17 protein-coding genes are annotated in these 14,462 nt (G+C 70.8%); 9 read left to right on the plus strand and 8 right to left on the minus strand.

Annotated elements, in window-relative coordinates; genetic code table 11:
- Positions 1 to 28 precede the first annotated feature (28 nt).
- From pta to ABN611_RS33710, 3 genes are all read left to right on the plus strand, one after another.
- A complete protein-coding gene (gene pta, locus ABN611_RS33700) occupies positions 29 to 2,110 on the plus strand; it encodes a phosphate acetyltransferase (RefSeq protein WP_350276329.1) in 2,082 nt (693 codons plus the stop codon).
- A complete protein-coding gene (locus ABN611_RS33705) occupies positions 2,107 to 3,297 on the plus strand; it encodes an acetate kinase (protein WP_350276330.1) in 1,191 nt (396 codons plus the stop codon). The genes pta and ABN611_RS33705 overlap by 4 nt, the downstream gene beginning before the upstream one ends.
- Positions 3,298 to 3,412: 115 nt before the next feature.
- Positions 3,413 to 3,868, plus strand: coding sequence for a GyrI-like domain-containing protein (locus ABN611_RS33710; RefSeq protein WP_350276331.1), 456 nt, complete (start codon positions 3,413 to 3,415; stop codon positions 3,866 to 3,868).
- Positions 3,869 to 3,873: 5 nt separating this feature from the next.
- Here the strand turns inward: ABN611_RS33710 and ABN611_RS33715 are convergent, their stop codons facing one another.
- The 5 genes from ABN611_RS33715 to ABN611_RS33735 all read right to left on the minus strand — a co-directional run bounded on the left by ABN611_RS33715 (position 3,874) and on the right by ABN611_RS33735 (position 7,023).
- The gene (locus ABN611_RS33715; protein ID WP_350276332.1) at positions 3,874 to 4,689 is read right to left on the minus strand and encodes an ACT domain-containing protein; all 816 of its coding nucleotides are present in this window, start codon (positions 4,687 to 4,689) and stop codon (positions 3,874 to 3,876) included.
- A gap of 72 nt (positions 4,690 to 4,761) precedes the next feature.
- Positions 4,762 to 5,337, minus strand: a complete 576-nt coding sequence (locus tag ABN611_RS33720; RefSeq protein WP_350276333.1) for a hypothetical protein — start codon at positions 5,335 to 5,337, stop codon at positions 4,762 to 4,764.
- Between the two features lies 1 nt (position 5,338).
- A complete protein-coding gene (locus ABN611_RS33725) occupies positions 5,339 to 6,316 on the minus strand; it encodes a DUF6286 domain-containing Asp23/Gls24 family envelope stress response protein (RefSeq protein WP_350276334.1) in 978 nt (325 codons plus the stop codon).
- Entirely contained in the window at positions 6,309 to 6,491 is a 183-nt protein-coding gene (locus tag ABN611_RS33730; protein WP_350276335.1) for a DUF2273 domain-containing protein, read from the minus strand. The genes ABN611_RS33725 and ABN611_RS33730 overlap by 8 nt, the downstream gene beginning before the upstream one ends.
- A gap of 34 nt (positions 6,492 to 6,525) precedes the next feature.
- Positions 6,526 to 7,023 (minus strand): Asp23/Gls24 family envelope stress response protein, encoded by a 498-nt coding sequence (locus tag ABN611_RS33735; protein ID WP_350276336.1) that lies wholly within the window; start codon positions 7,021 to 7,023, stop codon positions 6,526 to 6,528.
- 174 nt (positions 7,024 to 7,197) lie between these two features.
- On the opposite strand from ABN611_RS33735, the gene ABN611_RS33740 reads away from it, so the two are divergent.
- From ABN611_RS33740 to ABN611_RS33750, 3 genes are read left to right on the plus strand one after another with little or no spacing between them, the layout of a single operon-like run.
- Positions 7,198 to 7,764 (plus strand): sigma-70 family RNA polymerase sigma factor, encoded by a 567-nt coding sequence (locus ABN611_RS33740; RefSeq protein ID WP_350276337.1) that lies wholly within the window; start codon positions 7,198 to 7,200, stop codon positions 7,762 to 7,764.
- Positions 7,755 to 8,321 carry an Asp23/Gls24 family envelope stress response protein gene (locus tag ABN611_RS33745; protein ID WP_350276338.1) on the plus strand — a complete coding sequence of 189 codons (567 nt, stop codon included), beginning with the start codon at positions 7,755 to 7,757 and terminating at the stop codon, positions 8,319 to 8,321. Before ABN611_RS33740 ends, ABN611_RS33745 begins: the two co-directional genes overlap by 10 nt.
- Positions 8,318 to 8,689, plus strand: a complete 372-nt coding sequence (locus ABN611_RS33750; protein ID WP_350276339.1) for an Asp23/Gls24 family envelope stress response protein — start codon at positions 8,318 to 8,320, stop codon at positions 8,687 to 8,689. The genes ABN611_RS33745 and ABN611_RS33750 overlap by 4 nt, the downstream gene beginning before the upstream one ends.
- A 3-nt stretch (positions 8,690 to 8,692) precedes the next feature.
- Here the strand turns inward: ABN611_RS33750 and lhgO are convergent, their stop codons facing one another.
- The 3 genes from lhgO to ABN611_RS33765 are packed head-to-tail and all read right to left on the minus strand — an operon-like array spanning position 8,693 to position 11,836.
- A complete protein-coding gene (lhgO, locus tag ABN611_RS33755; protein WP_350276340.1) occupies positions 8,693 to 9,889 on the minus strand; it encodes an L-2-hydroxyglutarate oxidase in 1,197 nt (398 codons plus the stop codon).
- A 44-nt stretch (positions 9,890 to 9,933) separates the two neighbouring features.
- Positions 9,934 to 10,740 carry an alpha/beta hydrolase gene (locus tag ABN611_RS33760; RefSeq protein WP_350276341.1) on the minus strand — a complete coding sequence of 269 codons (807 nt, stop codon included), beginning with the start codon at positions 10,738 to 10,740 and terminating at the stop codon, positions 9,934 to 9,936.
- A 34-nt stretch (positions 10,741 to 10,774) separates the two neighbouring features.
- Positions 10,775 to 11,836: a substrate-binding domain-containing protein gene (locus tag ABN611_RS33765; RefSeq protein WP_350276342.1), complete on the minus strand. Its 1,062-nt coding sequence runs from the start codon at positions 11,834 to 11,836 to the stop codon at positions 10,775 to 10,777.
- Positions 11,837 to 11,938: 102 nt separating this feature from the next.
- On the opposite strand from ABN611_RS33765, the gene ABN611_RS33770 reads away from it, so the two are divergent.
- The 3 genes from ABN611_RS33770 to ABN611_RS33780 all read left to right on the plus strand — a co-directional run bounded on the left by ABN611_RS33770 (position 11,939) and on the right by ABN611_RS33780 (position 14,386).
- On the plus strand, positions 11,939 to 12,322 hold the full coding sequence (locus tag ABN611_RS33770; protein ID WP_350276343.1) for a MarR family transcriptional regulator: 384 nt from the start codon (positions 11,939 to 11,941) through the stop codon (positions 12,320 to 12,322).
- A 103-nt stretch (positions 12,323 to 12,425) separates the two neighbouring features.
- Positions 12,426 to 14,087, plus strand: a complete 1,662-nt coding sequence (locus tag ABN611_RS33775) for a hypothetical protein (protein WP_350276344.1) — start codon at positions 12,426 to 12,428, stop codon at positions 14,085 to 14,087.
- Positions 14,084 to 14,386, plus strand: a complete 303-nt coding sequence (locus tag ABN611_RS33780) for an urease subunit gamma (RefSeq protein ID WP_350276345.1) — start codon at positions 14,084 to 14,086, stop codon at positions 14,384 to 14,386. Before ABN611_RS33775 ends, ABN611_RS33780 begins: the two co-directional genes overlap by 4 nt.
- The last annotated feature ends 76 nt before the right edge of the window (positions 14,387 to 14,462 follow it).

The following is a 14,462-nucleotide window of genomic DNA, read 5'->3' on the forward strand; positions in this document are numbered from 1 at the left end:
GCTCCCTGGGTTCCGTAGGGTGCCGGGTATGGGTAGCAGTGTCTACGTTGCGTCGGTGGAGGGCACGACCGGGAAGTCGACGGTTGCTCTCGGGCTCCTGCATCAGCTGGCGCGCCGGGTGGGCAGAGTGGCGGTGTTCCGGCCGATCGTGCGGGCGGACACCGCCACCCACGGCGGCCGCGACTACGTCCTCGAGCTGCTGATCTCGCAGGACGCTGTCGACCAGTCGTACGACGACGGGGTCGGCGTGACGTACGACGAGGTCCACGAGGACCCGGTCGCGGCGCTGGACACGATCGTGCAGCGCTACCACGCGGTGGCCGAGCAGGCCGACGCGGTGCTGATCGTCGGCAGCGACTACACCGACGTCGGGACGCCGACCGAGTTCTCCTTCAACGCCAAGATCGCCGCCAACCTCGGCGCGCCGGTGCTGCTCGTGCTGAACGGCTTCGGCCGCACCCCGCAGGAGGTCCGGGCGATCGCGGACATGGCCGCGACCGAGCTCGCGGCGAACCACGGCTCGCTGTTCGCGGTGATCGCGAACCGGGTCGACGACGGGGACGGCAAGTCGCTGGTCGCGGCGCTCGACGGCATCGGCGCGCCGGCGTTCGCGATCCCCGAGGAGCCTGTGCTCAATCAGCCGCTAGTCGCCGACCTGCTCGCCCCGATCGACGGCCGGCTGCTCAGCGGCGACCCGCAGCTGCTGACCCGCGAGGTGACCGGGCTGATGATCGCCGGCATGACGATGCCGAACGTGCTCGACCGGCTCTTCGACGGCGCCGCGGTGGTCACCGCCGGGGACCGCCCGGAGGTCGTGCTCGGCGTCCTGATGGCGCACGCCTCCCGGAACTTCCCGCAGATCGCCGCCGTGGTCCTGAACGGCGGTTTCGCCCTTCCCGACCAGGTGCAGCGGCTGATCGAAGGCCTCGGCGTCACGCTGCCGATCATCGAGACCGAGCTCGGTACGCAGGCCACCTCCGCCAAGCTGACCGCCGTCCGCGGCCGGCTCACCAAGGACGCGCCGCGCAAGATCGACACCGCGCTCGCGCTGTTCGACCGGTCCGTCGACGGTACGGCGTTGCTCGACCAGCTCGCGCTCGCGCGCAGCAGCGCGGTGACGCCGCTGATGTTCGAGCACCAACTGGTCGACCGGGCCGTCGACGACCGCCGGCACATCGTGTTGCCCGAGGGCGAGGAGGAGCGGATCCTGCGCGCGGCCGACGTACTGCTGCGGCGCGGTGTCGCGGACCTGACGCTGCTCGGCGACCCGACCACGATCAGCGCGAAGGCCGCGTCCCTTGGCGTGGACGTGACCGCTGCGAACGTCGTCTTCCCGGAGAACAGCGACCTCGCCGAACGGTTCGCCGCCGAGTACCACCGGCTGCGGCAGCACCGCGGCGTCGACCTGGACCGGGCGCGCGAGCTGGTGAAGGACGTGTCGTACTTCGGCACGATGATGGTCCAGCTGGGGCTCGCGGACGGCATGGTGTCGGGCGCCGTCCACACCACCGCGCACACGATCCGGCCGGCCCTCGAGGTGGTCAAGACCGTGCCGGACGTCTCCGTGGTGTCGTCGGTGTTCTTCATGTGCCTGCAGAACCAGGTCCTGGTGTACGGCGACTGCGCGGTGAACCCTGACCCGACCGCCGAGCAGCTCGCGGACATCGCGATCTCGTCCGCCGAGACCGCCGTCGCGTTCGGGGTCGAGCCGCGGATCGCGATGCTGTCGTACTCGACCGGCACGTCCGGCGCCGGCACCGACGTCGAGAAGGTGTCGAAGGCAACCACCATCGTCCGCGAACGCGCACCGCGGCTGCTCGTCGAAGGTCCGATCCAGTACGACGCCGCGATCGACGCCGCGGTGGCGCGCACGAAGCTGCCGGACTCCCCCGTGGCCGGGCGAGCCACGGTCTTCGTGTTCCCGGACCTGAACACCGGCAACAACACGTACAAGGCGGTCCAGCGCTCGGCGAACGCGGTCGCGGTCGGACCGGTCCTGCAGGGGTTGCGGAAACCGGTGAACGACCTGTCCCGCGGCGCCACCGTCCGGGACATCGTCAACACGGTCGCGATCACCGCGATCCAGGCCCAGCAGGGAGCTGCCCGATGAACGAGCACGTGCTGGTGATCAACGCGGGATCGTCGTCGCTCAAGTACAGCCTGGTGGACACTGACTCCGGCGATGCGGTGGCGTCGGGACTGGTCGAGAAGATCGGCGAGGACCAGAGCCGGCACGTGCACCACGGCCCGTCGGGCGACGCCGAGGACGCCCAGGCGGTGGCCGACCACGAGGCCGCGCTCGAGGCCGCCGTACGGGCCTTCGAGGAGCACGGGCCGGCGCTCGACTCGGTGGAGATCCTGGCGGTCGGCCACCGCGTCGTCCACGGCGGCGATCGGTTCGCGGCGCCCGCGCTGGTGGACGACGAGCTGATCGCGGCGGTCACCGACCTGGTCCCGCTCGCGCCGTTGCACAACCCCGCGAATCTCGAGGGCATCGAGGTCGCCCGGCGGCTGTTCCCGGACCTGCCGCACGTCGCGGTCTTCGACACCGCCTTCCACCAGACGTTGCCGCCGTACGCCTACACGTACGCGGTGCCGGCGTCCTGGCTGGACGACTACGGGATCAGGCGGTACGGGTTCCACGGCACGTCGCACGCCTTCGTGTCCGAGCAGGCGGCGCGGCTGCTCGACCGGGATCCCGCGGACGTGAACGTGATCGTCCTGCATCTCGGCAACGGGTGCTCCGCGACCGCCGTCCGCGCCGGGAAGTCCGTCGACACCTCGATGGGGATGACGCCGCTGGAGGGCCTGGTGATGGGCACCCGGTCGGGTGATCTCGACCCGGCGATCCACGGTCATCTCGCGCGGGTCGCGGACCGGTCCGCCGAGGACACCGACCGTGCGCTGAACAAGGAGTCCGGGCTCAAGGGCCTGACCGGCGTCAACGACTTCCGCGAGGTGTCGCGGCGGCGGGCGGACGGGGACGAGGCGGCGAAGCTCGCGTTCGACGTGTACTGCTACCGGCTGAAGAAGTACATCGGCGCGTACTACGCCGTCCTGGGCACGGTGGACGCGATCGTGTTCACCGCGGGCGTCGGCCAGAACTCCGCCGAGGTCCGCGCCGCGGCGCTCGACGGCCTGGAAGCGCTCGGCATCCGCCTCGACCCGGCGCGGAACGCCGATCCGTCCGGTCCCGTCGTCTCCGCCGACGACAGCCCGGTCGCTGTGTTGGTCATCCCCACCAACGAGGAGTGGCAGATCGCCCGCCAGTCCGTGGAGGTCCTCGCCGCCCGGTGAGCTGCGGGTTCGGAACGTACCGCGGGCGGACCGTTGCGTCGTACGATGAACAACTGAGCTGACGACCGGCGCCCTGGCCGGTCGCCGTTGTCCGATGACCGTTGGTGTGGTGCCGATGCCTCAGGTCAGACTGCACAGCGAAGAACCGGCCGCCGTCCGGCGGGCCGTCCTGGTGCCCGGCCAGGTCGAGGACTGGGCTCCGTCGGCCTGCGCGGTCGTCGCCGAGCAGTTGCGGCATCACGGGATCGCTCCGAGCGGGTACCCGTTCGCGCGCTGCCATCCGCTGCCGGACGGGTTGATCGCGGCCGAGGCGGGTTTCCCGGTCGCCGCGCCGATCGACGACTGCGGGCCGGTCGAGCGGTCGGTGCTGCCCCGCGGGCCGGTGCTCGCGGTCTGGCACACCGACCCGGACCAGAAGCTCGACGAGACCTACCACGCGATCGAGGAGTGGCTGCGTGCCGCGGGCGCCGTCGCGTCCGGGGACAGCTGGGAGGTCTATCACGACCTTCCCACCTGCCATCACGTCGGCGTCCGGATCGAGGTGATCCAGCCGATCAGCTTCGTCCGGTAGTTCGTTCAGCTGCTGATGGTTTGAGCGGCCTCGGCCAGTTCCGCGAGGCGGTGGGCGCGGGCGGACTCGGCGGGGGTGAACGGTTCGCCGGGGCGGCTGAACACGAACAGGCCCGTCCACGGCGACGGTACCTTCAGGACCGTGCCGTCGTACGGCAGCTGACCGGCCAGTGTCGCGCGGTCGGTGACCAGTTGCGCGCCGAGCAGTTCCGCGACGGCGTGTGGGAGCTCGGCCGGATCGGCGACGACCCGCGCGGACAGGCTCAGCGCCTTCGTCTGCCCGTCGACCAGCGCCAGCGCGGTCGTCGGCCAGACGTGGGTCTCGCGTCCGCCGGCTGCCTCGACCGCCTCCTCCAGGTCCGCGGCCGTGGTCCCGTCCGGTGTCGAGACCACGAGCTCGTCCCGTACGCCGGCATCGATCGGGTGGACGTGCAGGCCGAGGATGTTGGCGTCGAGGTCCGCGAGTTCCCGCGTGACGTGCTCCAACGAGCCCGCGCGGTCGTCCAGGGTGACGCGGATCCGCCACAACGTCCCGGTCCCCTGTCGTGGACGGACCTTCGGTGCGTGCAGCCATGACCGCAGCAGCCGCATCGTCGACGGCTCCACCACCCAGATCACCAACGCCGTCGTCACGCTCGCCAGCAGCGCGACCGACACCAGGTACGGCGGATGCGCGCCGAGCACCACCGCGTGCAACGCCAGCTCCACCGGGGCGATCGCCACGAGCTTCGCCAGCGTGAGCCGCAGCCGGCGTGGATGCGGCAGCCGCCCGCACACGTCACAGGCGGTCCCACCGGTGAGCGTCGTACGCAACGAGTCCATGCCTCACAGCGTCCCCGACCGAGATTGCCCGGCTGTTGCGCCAGTGTGACGTGTTTGCTCAGACGCCTTTGCTCAGACGACGCGAGGCGGCGCTGCGGTCTTGTCCGAGCGGGCGACGCGCAGCCGGATGCGGTGCCGGAGGTGCGGCAGGCCTAGTACTGCGTGCAGGTCGGCGGCGGTTCTCGTCACTGCTTGGTGGACGGCTTCGAGGTCGGCGCTGGGCTCCAGCGTGCACTGGAGGTCCGCGACGAGCTGTCCGCGGTCGGCGACGATGCGACCCGAGCCGTCGCGGATCCCGGGGAGCCTGGTGAGATCGCGCGCTGCCGCGGCGACGGCCGCGTGTGCGTCGGCGTGCAAGCGACCGTCCTGGGAGGGGCCTGGCAGTTCGAAGCGGCCGTTGACTCGGCGCGGCAGGTGGCGCAGCAGCCACCACAGCCCGAGCAGAACCAGGACGATGCCCGCAGCACCTGTTGCCCAAGGCCACCATGAGGCACCCGTCGGGTCGGCCGGTCCGGTGATCTCGACCGCGTCGGGTGCGCCCGGCAGGACGCCGTACCACCAGGCGAGCGCGAGCCCGCCCGCGGCGATGAGCAGCAGCGCTACCGCGATGCCGACGGTCCGGTCGAGGGCAATGACTCCGCGGCGCATGTCAGTCCTCCTGGAGGTCGATCCGGACCCGTGGGCGCGGGCTGACGGTGCGCATGCGGTCGTCGATCGCCGTACCGACCTCGTCTGTGACGCGGGCCGGATCGCCGAAGTGGGTGACGGTGGCGCGTAGGCGCCGGCGCTTGGCGGCGACCGTTGCCGCGGTCACCGAATCGACCTTCGCGGCGCCGTCGGCGGCCAGGCGGGCGGCGTCGGCGGAGCGGATCCACACGATGGTGTCGGGTCCTTGCACGGCCAGGTGGGTGCGGCGCCTGGGCTTCACCGCGACGACGAGCACCAGCAGACCGAGCACGACGGCCGCGATCCCCACCGGTCGCAGCCAGCCCGCGGGCTCGAGCGCGAAGGTCCGGCCGAACCAGCCCGGGGGAATCACCTGGCCACGCAGGAGTCCCGCCGTACGCAGCATCTCCGCGATCCCGACGACGCCGATCCCGACCAGGACGAACGCCGCGACGATACCGACAGCAGCCGCAGCCGGCGCCGCGACCGGACTCTTCGCCGCCGGAGCCTGCCCGTCGGCGCTACCAACGGCTCCGACCGCACCTCCGACCGCACCTCCGTCCGTGGCTCCGACTGTGGTGATGTCGACGTCGACTCGGTCGACCCCGAGACCGGTGTAGCGCGCGATGTCGGCGGCGACACTGCGCCGAACCTCGGCCGCCACCTCGGCGAGTGGGCGGCCCCAGGCCGCGGCGACCTGGACCTCGATCCGGGTGCGGCGGCCCGCGATCACGGCTCGTGCCTTCGGCAGGCCGCGGCCGAGTACGGCGTCCCGCCGGAGTACCGCGCCGTGGTTGCGGGCGGTGATCTCCGCGATCCGTTCGACTGCCCGCTCGGCGATCTCGAGCCGGCCTCGATCGCCCCCGTTCGCGACCGAGGCCGGTTCGGGAACCGCCGCCGCGGGCAGCCCGGGCAACGCATCCGGCCCGGTCGGCCGAGGCGACGCGGTCAGCTCAGCCACGGCCGCGCCGCGAGAGCAGGTCGTCGATCCCCTTCGTGCCGTCCGACACGAACCGGCCGACCACGAACCCGGCCGTGCCCAGCACGAGCGCGAGCAGGAAGCCCGCGAACCCACCGGCCGCCGCCGCGATCGCGATCAGCAAACCGGCGAACAGCCCAATCGTCGACGTGCTCACGAACTCTCCTCGTGCTCTCGGAACTGGAACCTGGTTACTGGACGCGCCGCTCGGCCGGGGCCTCGCCGGCGTCCTCGTCCTCGTCGTCACCCTCGAGGTGCACGTCGCTGACGGTGATGTTCACCTCGGTGACCTCGAGCCCGGTCATCCGCTCGACCGCGGCGATCACGTTGCCGCGGATCGCGGCGGCCAGGTCGGCGATGCTCACGCCGTACTCCGCGACCAGCTCGATGTCGACGGCCGCCTGCTTCTCGCCGACCTCGACCGAGACGCCCTGAGAGAGGTTGGTGCGCGAGCCCGGGATGCGTTCCCGGAGCATGCCGACCGCGCGGGCGGCGCCGCCGCCGAGCGCGTGCACGCCCTCGATCTCGCGGGTCGCGATCCCGGCGATCTTCGAGACCACCACGTCCGCGATGGTCGTCCGCCCGGTCGCCACGGTGCCTCCCGGTGCGTCGGTCCTCGACGGTCCGGTGCCGTTGGCAACGACCTCCGGGCGCTTCGGCGCGCTCTTCGTGGTCACGGTTTCGGTCATCGGCTGCTGCCTTTCTCGTCAGCGGTGGTGCCCGTACGCCGGTTCGACATCAGCACGACCGGAATCGTCACGCGACACCCAAGCGTGACATGGCTCACGCCGCCGATCCGGGAGGTTACCGTGACATCTGTGCCCTCGGTGTCGTCCCCACAGCATGAACCACCAGGAGCCGCGATGACCGTCGGCGGCACCCGGCGCGCCGCGCTCACCGAGCTCGACGAGGCGACGCTGGTCGCGCGCGCCCGCGATCGTGACCCGGCCTCGTTCGAGCTGCTGGTGCGGCGCTACCAGCAACGCATCTACAGCCTGTGCCTGCGGATGCTCGACGGCGCGAGCGGCGAGGCCGAGGACATCGCCCAGGAGACGTTCGTGACGGCGTGGCGGCGGCTGCCGGAGATTCAGAACGACGCCGCGTTCGGCGGCTGGCTCTACCGCACCGCCACGAACAAGTGCCTCACCGCGCTGCGGCGGCGCCGGCCGACCGTCGACCTCGACGAACACCACCCGGCGACCGACGCCGACCCGGCACGGTCGGCGGGCACCAGCGCCGCGATGACCGCGCTGTCCGAGGCGCTGCGGCAACTACCTCCGCAGCAGCGTGCCTGCTGGTTGCTACGCGAGGTCCACGGCCGGTCCTACCAGGAGATCGCCGAGTTGGTCGGTACGACGCCGACCGCCGTCCGCGGACGGATAGCCAGAGCCCGCGCCGAGCTCGCGGAGGTGATGAAGCCATGGAGATGACACCTGGTACTCCGGTCGACGGCCTGCACCCGCTCGCGTGCGGACGCAGCGTCGAGGAGGTGTGGGAGGAGCTGGACGGCGGTACGCCGAGCGTGCACCTGACCGAGTGCCCGCACTGCCGGACGGCCCGTGCGAGCCTCGAGCAGTTGGCGGAGGCGACCGCGTTCCTGGTCGACGACCCGGCCGAGGTCCCGACCGGCCTGCTGGACCGGATCATGACCGCCGTACGCGCAGACGTGAACCTCGGCCGCACGCTGCCGCTGCCGACCGGTGCGGCGGAGGTTGAGTTGTCGACGACCGCGCTGGCCGCCGTCCTGCGGTACGTCGTGGACGGGGTCGCCGGGATCAGGGCGCGGCAGTGCCGGATCGAGCTGGTGACGGAGCGGCCCGAGGCGGTGAACGTGTCGATGACCGTCGCGCTGGAGTTCGGCACCGGCCAGGTCGCCGCGCTCGAGCAGGCTCGGGAACGCGTCGCGGCCGCGCTGCGGGGTCAGGTCGGGTACGAACTCGAGCAGCTCGACTTCGAGGTCGTCGACGTCTGGGCCGATCCGCGGTGAGCGACGTCGAGGTCGAACGCATCGCACTCGCGGAGACCGCCGCCGTCGCGGCTCGGTCGGTGGCCGGCGTGGTCCGGCTGCAGCCGGGTCTGGTCGGTCTGCTCAAGCAGCTCGCCGCTCAGGCGTGGGAGCGCGCGACCGGCCGCCCGGTGCCCGACGTGGCCGGGATCGACGTCGCCCTGGACGCCGACGGCGGTGTCCAGATCGACGCCCGGATCGTCACGGCTGTCGATCACCAAGCCGCGGAGGTCGGCAGCGCGGTCCACAGCGCGATCACCGCGGCGGTCGAGGCGGCCACCGGCCGGGTCCCGCGGGTCCGCATCCGCATCGTCGAGATCGACCTGGAACCGCAGCACAACCCGCGCTGACCGTCAGGTCCGGTCGGCGGTGAGTTCCTCGGCGATCCGGTCGCCGATGACCAGGCAGGCCGTGGCGGCGGGCGACGGTGCGTTGAGGACGTGCAGGGCGCGGCCGTCGTGGAGGAACAGGAAGTCGTCGACGAGCTTGCCGTCGCGGGTCACGGCCTGGGCCCGGACGCCGGCGCCGGAGCGTCGTACGTCAGCGACCTGCAGCTCCGGAAGCATCCGCCGTGCCTCGCGGACCAGCGCGCGGCCCGTCAGCGACCGGGTGATCTCCTTCGCCCCGGTCCGCGCGTAGCGGCGCGCGAGCTTCCACGAGCCGCGGTACGTCATCGATTCCCACACGTCGCGCGGCACGATCCTCGACCACGAGTAGCCCTCGCGGGCGAGTGCAGGTACGGCGTTCGGCCCGATGTGGACGGTGCCGTCGATGCCGCGGGTCAGGTGTACGCCGAGGAACGGCAGGTCCGGGTCCGGCACCGGGTAGACGAGGCCGCGGACCAGGTGCTCACGCCCGGGAACGATCTCGCTGTACTCGCCGCGGAACGGCAGGATCCGGACACCGGGCTCCAGACCGGACGCCCGCGCGAGCCGGTCGCTGTGCAGGCCGGCGCACACCGCGGCGCGCTCCGCCTCGATGATCTCGTCCGTCGTACGAACCCGGACCGTCGAGCCCGCGTTCTCGACCGCGGTCACGGTCACCCCGGTCCGGATCTCGCCGCCGGCCGCGCGGACGTCGTCCGCCAGCGCCGCGGCGACGAGCTTGAAGTCGACGCGCCCGGTCGAGTCGACCGCGAGGGCGCCCCGCACGCGCAGGTGCGGTTCACGTTCGGCGACCTCGTCGAGCGTCAGCCGCCGGACCGGTACGCCGTTCTCGCGGCCGATGCCGAACAGCCGGTCGAGCTGCGGCAGCTCGGACTCGGTCGTGGCGACGACGAGCTTGCCCGGTACGTCGAGCGGGATGCCCTTCTCGTCGCAGTACTCGCGCAATGCCGCACCGCCCGCGACCGCGAACCGTGCCTTCAGCGAGCCGGGCCGGTAGTACAGCCCCGAGTGCACGACGCCGGAGTTGTGCCCGGTCTGGTGCGCGCCGACCGCCGGCTCCTTCTCGAGCACGACGACCGACGTGCCGGGATCCAGCCGCTGCAGGCTGCGCGCCACAGCCAGGCCGACAATCCCGCCACCAACCACCACCGCAGATCTCGTCACCTGTTAAAAGATGCCCGAGGCGCCGCCAGAAATACACCCGCCTGTTACAGCCACTCCCGCAGCAGACTCGCCAGCGCGATCGGGGCGTCGTACTGCATGAGGTGGCCGGCGTCAGGAACCTCGACGTACGGCGCGCCGGGGATGAGGTCCGCGAGCCGCTTGCCGGTCGATGTCGGGATCCAGGCGTCGTCGCGGCCCCACACCACCTTGACCGGGATGTCCAGCTCACCGACGGTGCGCTCGTTGTCGACGAGGTACTGCTCGTCGTACTGCGCGATCTGCCGGTAGAACGCGGGCTGCCCGTCGGCGGTCAGCCACGGCGCCACGAGCTCGTCCAGCTCCGGCTGCCGCAGTCCGCGGTGGCTGGCGTTGGCGACGTAGGCGCGCACGATCGCCTCGTGGATGTACGGCGGCAACTCGTCGAGCGTCGTCGGATACTTCTGCACGAACCGGAAGAAGGGCGAACCGCTCGGCGGGATCGCGACCACGTCCACGAGCAACAGCGAGGCGTACGTCGCCTTCTCGGCGAGCGTCGCACGCAGCGAGACCGCTCCCCCGAAGTCGTGCGCGACAACGCGCGGCCGATCGAGGCCCCACTCCGCCAGCAGCGCCGCGAACGCCTTCGCCTGGACGCCGAAGTCGACGGCGTGCTCCGGGTGCTTGGACGAGGCGCCGTACCCCGGCATGTCCCACAGGTACACCGTGAAGTCGCTGCTCAGCGCGTCGGCGTACCGCGACCACACCCGCGACGAGAACGGCGTGCCGTGGCAGAACACCACAGGCGGACCGTTCCCGGCCCGGCCCCACGCGATCGATCGGCCTTCCCATCCGAACCGCTCACTGAGTTCCATGCCTCCACCTAACCACTTCATCGGTTCACAATGGTTAGTGGGTGCGTGCGATCTGCTCCTGGATCGTGAACTCGAGCCCGTCCGCGACCGCCAGGTAGACGTCCTGGTCGACCAGATTGCCGTCCAGCCGGAGCAGGCCGCGCGGGCTGGCGTAGAAGTGCCCGCTCGGGAGCGCGGCCGACATCGCGATCGAGCCGCTGACCTCGCCGAGGCGGGCGAGGAACCGGATAGCCTCGTAGCACGACTCGCCGACCGCGTTCAACGCGGGCGCGAACGCCCCGAAGCGTGTGTAGTACTGCCGGGCGAACTCGCTGCTCTCGACGGTCGTCAGCTTGTCGAAGTACGCCGCGGCGGCGTAAACGCCGTGGTTCGCACCCGGTCCGGCGCCGAGCAGGGTGTTCTCCTCGATCGCCGGGCTCAGCCGCAGTAGCCGCTCGCTCAGGCCGCCGGCGGCGAACTGGCGGTTGAAGTGCACCGCGTCCTGGCCCATCAGCAGCATGATCACGCCGTCGGCGTCGGTCGCGCGCAGACCGTCGATCACGTCCCGGAAGTCCGCCGTACCGAGCGGGACGTACGTCGAGTGCACGATCTCGGACCCGGTGTCCTGCAAGGCCTCGCGCGCCACGGAGCCGGTCACCCGCGGGTAGACGTAGTCGTTGCCGACCACCACCCAGCGGCGGGCGCCGTGGTGTTCGCGAAGCCAGTGCGTTGCCGGGAGCAACTGGTTCACCGGGCGTTCGCCCAGCATGAACACGCCGGGCGTGTCGTCGGCGCCCTCGTGCATCGCGGCGAACGCGTACACGACCCGCCCACCGATCCGCCGGGTCAGCGCCACCCGGACCGCCGAGATGTGCCAGCCGGCGACCGCCTCGACCCGGCCCTCGTCGACCAGCCGGCCGACCTCCTCCGCGACGACCTGGGGCGGGCGTCCGGCATCCACCCGGACGAGCTCGACCCGGCGGCCGGCGATACCGTTGCGCGCGTTCAGTTGCTCGACCGCGAGCTCACCGCAGGCGAGGCACGACGGCCCGTAGATCCCGGTCGGCCCCTGCATCGGCACGACGAAGGCGATCGGCAGTACGTCGGTACGCCGCACTGGCACCTCCTCCGGTCCGCGCCCACCTGTGGATGAAGATGCGGCGGAACTGGGATCCACCGGTTATATTTCCGAGCACCTTAACCGAGGAGGTGGCGCGGCGTGCTACTGCTGCTGAAGCGTATGGAGCGGCAGCTCGAGTTGGGTCTGCAGCCCCTGCTCGGCGAGTTCGGGCTGACGATCGAGCAATGGCGGATCATGGCCGCGCTGCACGAGGAGCCCGGGCAGCCGATGTCCGTCCTCGCGCAGTCCGCCGTACTGCCGGCGGCCAGCCTCACCCGGCACGTCGACAAGCTGGTCGAACGCGGCCTGGTGCTGCGCCGCGTCCATCCCAGTGACAAGCGACGGGTCATCACCGCGCTCTCCCCGGTCGGCTGCACGGTCGCCGACCGGCTTACCGAGGTCCAGCGCAATCTCGAGGCGATGCTTTCAAAGTACTTCCAGATGGAAATACAGGAACGTAGCAGCTCGGCAACACACAGGTAACACGGCGTTCCTAGGTTCCTTCCATTCGGGTGCATCCCCCGCCGGCAGCGTCGCCGGCGCCGCCGGAGCACCGCTCGCCCGAAGGTGCCGCAGGAGTTCGCCCATGTCTGTTGAACCCTCGCTCGACCCCTCCATCAAGCACCGCACCACCGCTGCCCCGACACCGACCACCGCGACCAGGGAGACGCTCGAGGACTACACCCTTCGGTTCGCGCCGCGCAGCTACCGGAAGTGGTCGACCGGCGTCGTCGCCGTCTCGGCCCTCGGCGGCATCGCCTACCTGGCCGACTTCGCGATCGGCGCGAACATCGGGATCGCGTACGGCACCACCAACGCGCTGTGGGGCATCGCGATCTTCGCGGTGGTGATCTTCGCGACCGGCCTGCCGCTGGCGTACTACGCCGCGCGGTACAACATCGACCTCGACCTGATCACCCGCGGCAGCGGATTCGGGTACTACGGCTCGGTCGTCACCAACGTGATCTTCGCGTCGTTCACGTTCATCTTCTTCGCGCTTGAAGGCTCGATCATGGCGCAGGGCCTGTACCTCGGGCTGCACGTGCCGCTGTGGCTCGGGTACGCGGTGTCCACGCTGGTGATCTTCCCGCTGGTGATCTACGGCATGAAGGTGCTGTCGACGCTGCAGGTGTGGACGACGCCGCTGTGGCTGATCCTGATGGTGCTGCCGTTCGGCTACCTGCTCGTGTCGCACCCGTCCTCGGTGTCGACGTTCCTGTCGTACGGCCCGGACGCCGACTTCGGCTCGATGCTGCTGGCGGCCGGGGTGTGCCTGTCGCTGATCGCGCAGATCGCGGAGCAGATCGACTACCTGCGGTTCATGCCGCCGAAGACGCCGGAGAACTCGCGCCGGTGGTGGACCGCGATGCTGCTCGCCGGTCCGGGCTGGGTGATCTTCGGCGCGCTGAAGCAGGTGATCGGACTGTTCCTGGCCGTCTACCTGATCGCGAACGTCGCGGACTCGTCGGGGATCGCGAACCAGCCGGTGCACCAGTTCCTGGAGATCTACAACGGCTTCCTGCCCGGGTGGCTGGCGATCACGCTGGCCGTCGTCCTCGTCGTGATCAGCCAGGTGAAGATCAACGTCACCAACGCCTACTCCGGCTCGCTGGCCTGGACTAACTCGTACACGCGGCTGACCCGGCACTATCCGGGCCGGCTGGTGTTCCTCGGGTTCAACCTGGTGATCGCGCTGGTGCTGATGGAGGCGAACATGTTCGACTTCCTCAACACGATCCTCGGGTTCTACGCGAACTGCGGGATGGCGTGGATCGTGGTCGTTGCCTCCGACATCGTGTTCAACAAGTACCTGCTGCGGTTGTCGCCGCTGCAGCCCGAGTTCCGGCGCGGGATGCTGTACGCGGTCAACCCGGTCGGGTTCGTGTCGATGGCCGCGGCGGCGGGGGTGTCGATCCTGGTCTTCTTCGGCGGGCTCGGGGAGGCGATCCGGCCGTACTCACCACTCGTCGCGATCGGTCTGGCCGTCGTACTGCCGCCGATCCTCGCGGTGCTCACGCGCGGGAAGTATTACCTGCGGCGGACGGACGACGGGCTGGACCTCCCGATGTACGACGAGCACGGCAACCCGTCGGGCGCGGTGCTGACGTGTCATGTGTGCCGGCAGGAGTACGAGCGGCCGGACATGACCGCGTGCGCCACGCACGACGCGGCGGTGTGCTCGCTGTGCCTGAGCACGGACAAGGTCTCCGACCACGTCCTGCCCGCCCAACCCGCGGTGCGGTCGTGAACTTCACGCCCGCCGACGTCGAGAAGTTGCTGCTCTCCGTGGCCGGCATGGTCGCCCGCGACCGGCTGGCCCGGGGAGTCCGCCTCAACCATCCCGAAGCCGTGGCCCTCCTCAGCACCTGGGTCATCGAACGCGCCCGCGAAGGCGCCAACGTCGCGGACCTCATGCACACCGGCCGCACCGTCCTCACGCGCGACCAGGTCCTCCCCGACGTCCCCGCCCTCCTCCACGACGTCCAGGTAGAAGCCACCTTCCCCGACGGCCGCAAACTCGTCACCATCCACAACCCCATCATCTGAAGGCAAACGCATGCCAGAACCCGATAGACTTAGCAAGGAAGAACAGGGGGCGGCGGACGCATCGCCAGCCGGCCCC

The organism is Kribbella sp. HUAS MG21 (assembly GCF_040254265.1).
GTDB lineage: Bacteria > Actinomycetota > Actinomycetes > Propionibacteriales > Kribbellaceae > Kribbella.

What these genes read in the sequence shown, in the direction of transcription:
- pta (WP_350276329.1), top strand. Translation starts at nt 29, where the DNA reads ATGGGTAGCAGTGTCTACGTTGCGTCGGTGGAGGGCACGACCGGGAAG.
- ABN611_RS33705 (WP_350276330.1), top strand. Translation starts at nt 2,107, where the DNA reads ATGAACGAGCACGTGCTGGTGATCAACGCGGGATCGTCGTCGCTCAAG.
- ABN611_RS33710 (WP_350276331.1), top strand. Translation starts at nt 3,413, where the DNA reads ATGCCTCAGGTCAGACTGCACAGCGAAGAACCGGCCGCCGTCCGGCGG.
- ABN611_RS33715 (WP_350276332.1), bottom strand. Translation starts at nt 4,689, where the DNA reads ATGGACTCGTTGCGTACGACGCTCACCGGTGGGACCGCCTGTGACGTG.
- ABN611_RS33720 (WP_350276333.1), bottom strand. Translation starts at nt 5,337, where the DNA reads ATGCGCCGCGGAGTCATTGCCCTCGACCGGACCGTCGGCATCGCGGTA.
- ABN611_RS33735 (WP_350276336.1), bottom strand. Translation starts at nt 7,023, where the DNA reads ATGACCGAAACCGTGACCACGAAGAGCGCGCCGAAGCGCCCGGAGGTC.
- ABN611_RS33740 (WP_350276337.1), top strand. Translation starts at nt 7,198, where the DNA reads ATGACCGTCGGCGGCACCCGGCGCGCCGCGCTCACCGAGCTCGACGAG.
- ABN611_RS33745 (WP_350276338.1), top strand. Translation starts at nt 7,755, where the DNA reads ATGGAGATGACACCTGGTACTCCGGTCGACGGCCTGCACCCGCTCGCG.
- ABN611_RS33760 (WP_350276341.1), bottom strand. Translation starts at nt 10,740, where the DNA reads ATGGAACTCAGTGAGCGGTTCGGATGGGAAGGCCGATCGATCGCGTGG.
- ABN611_RS33775 (WP_350276344.1), top strand. Translation starts at nt 12,426, where the DNA reads ATGTCTGTTGAACCCTCGCTCGACCCCTCCATCAAGCACCGCACCACC.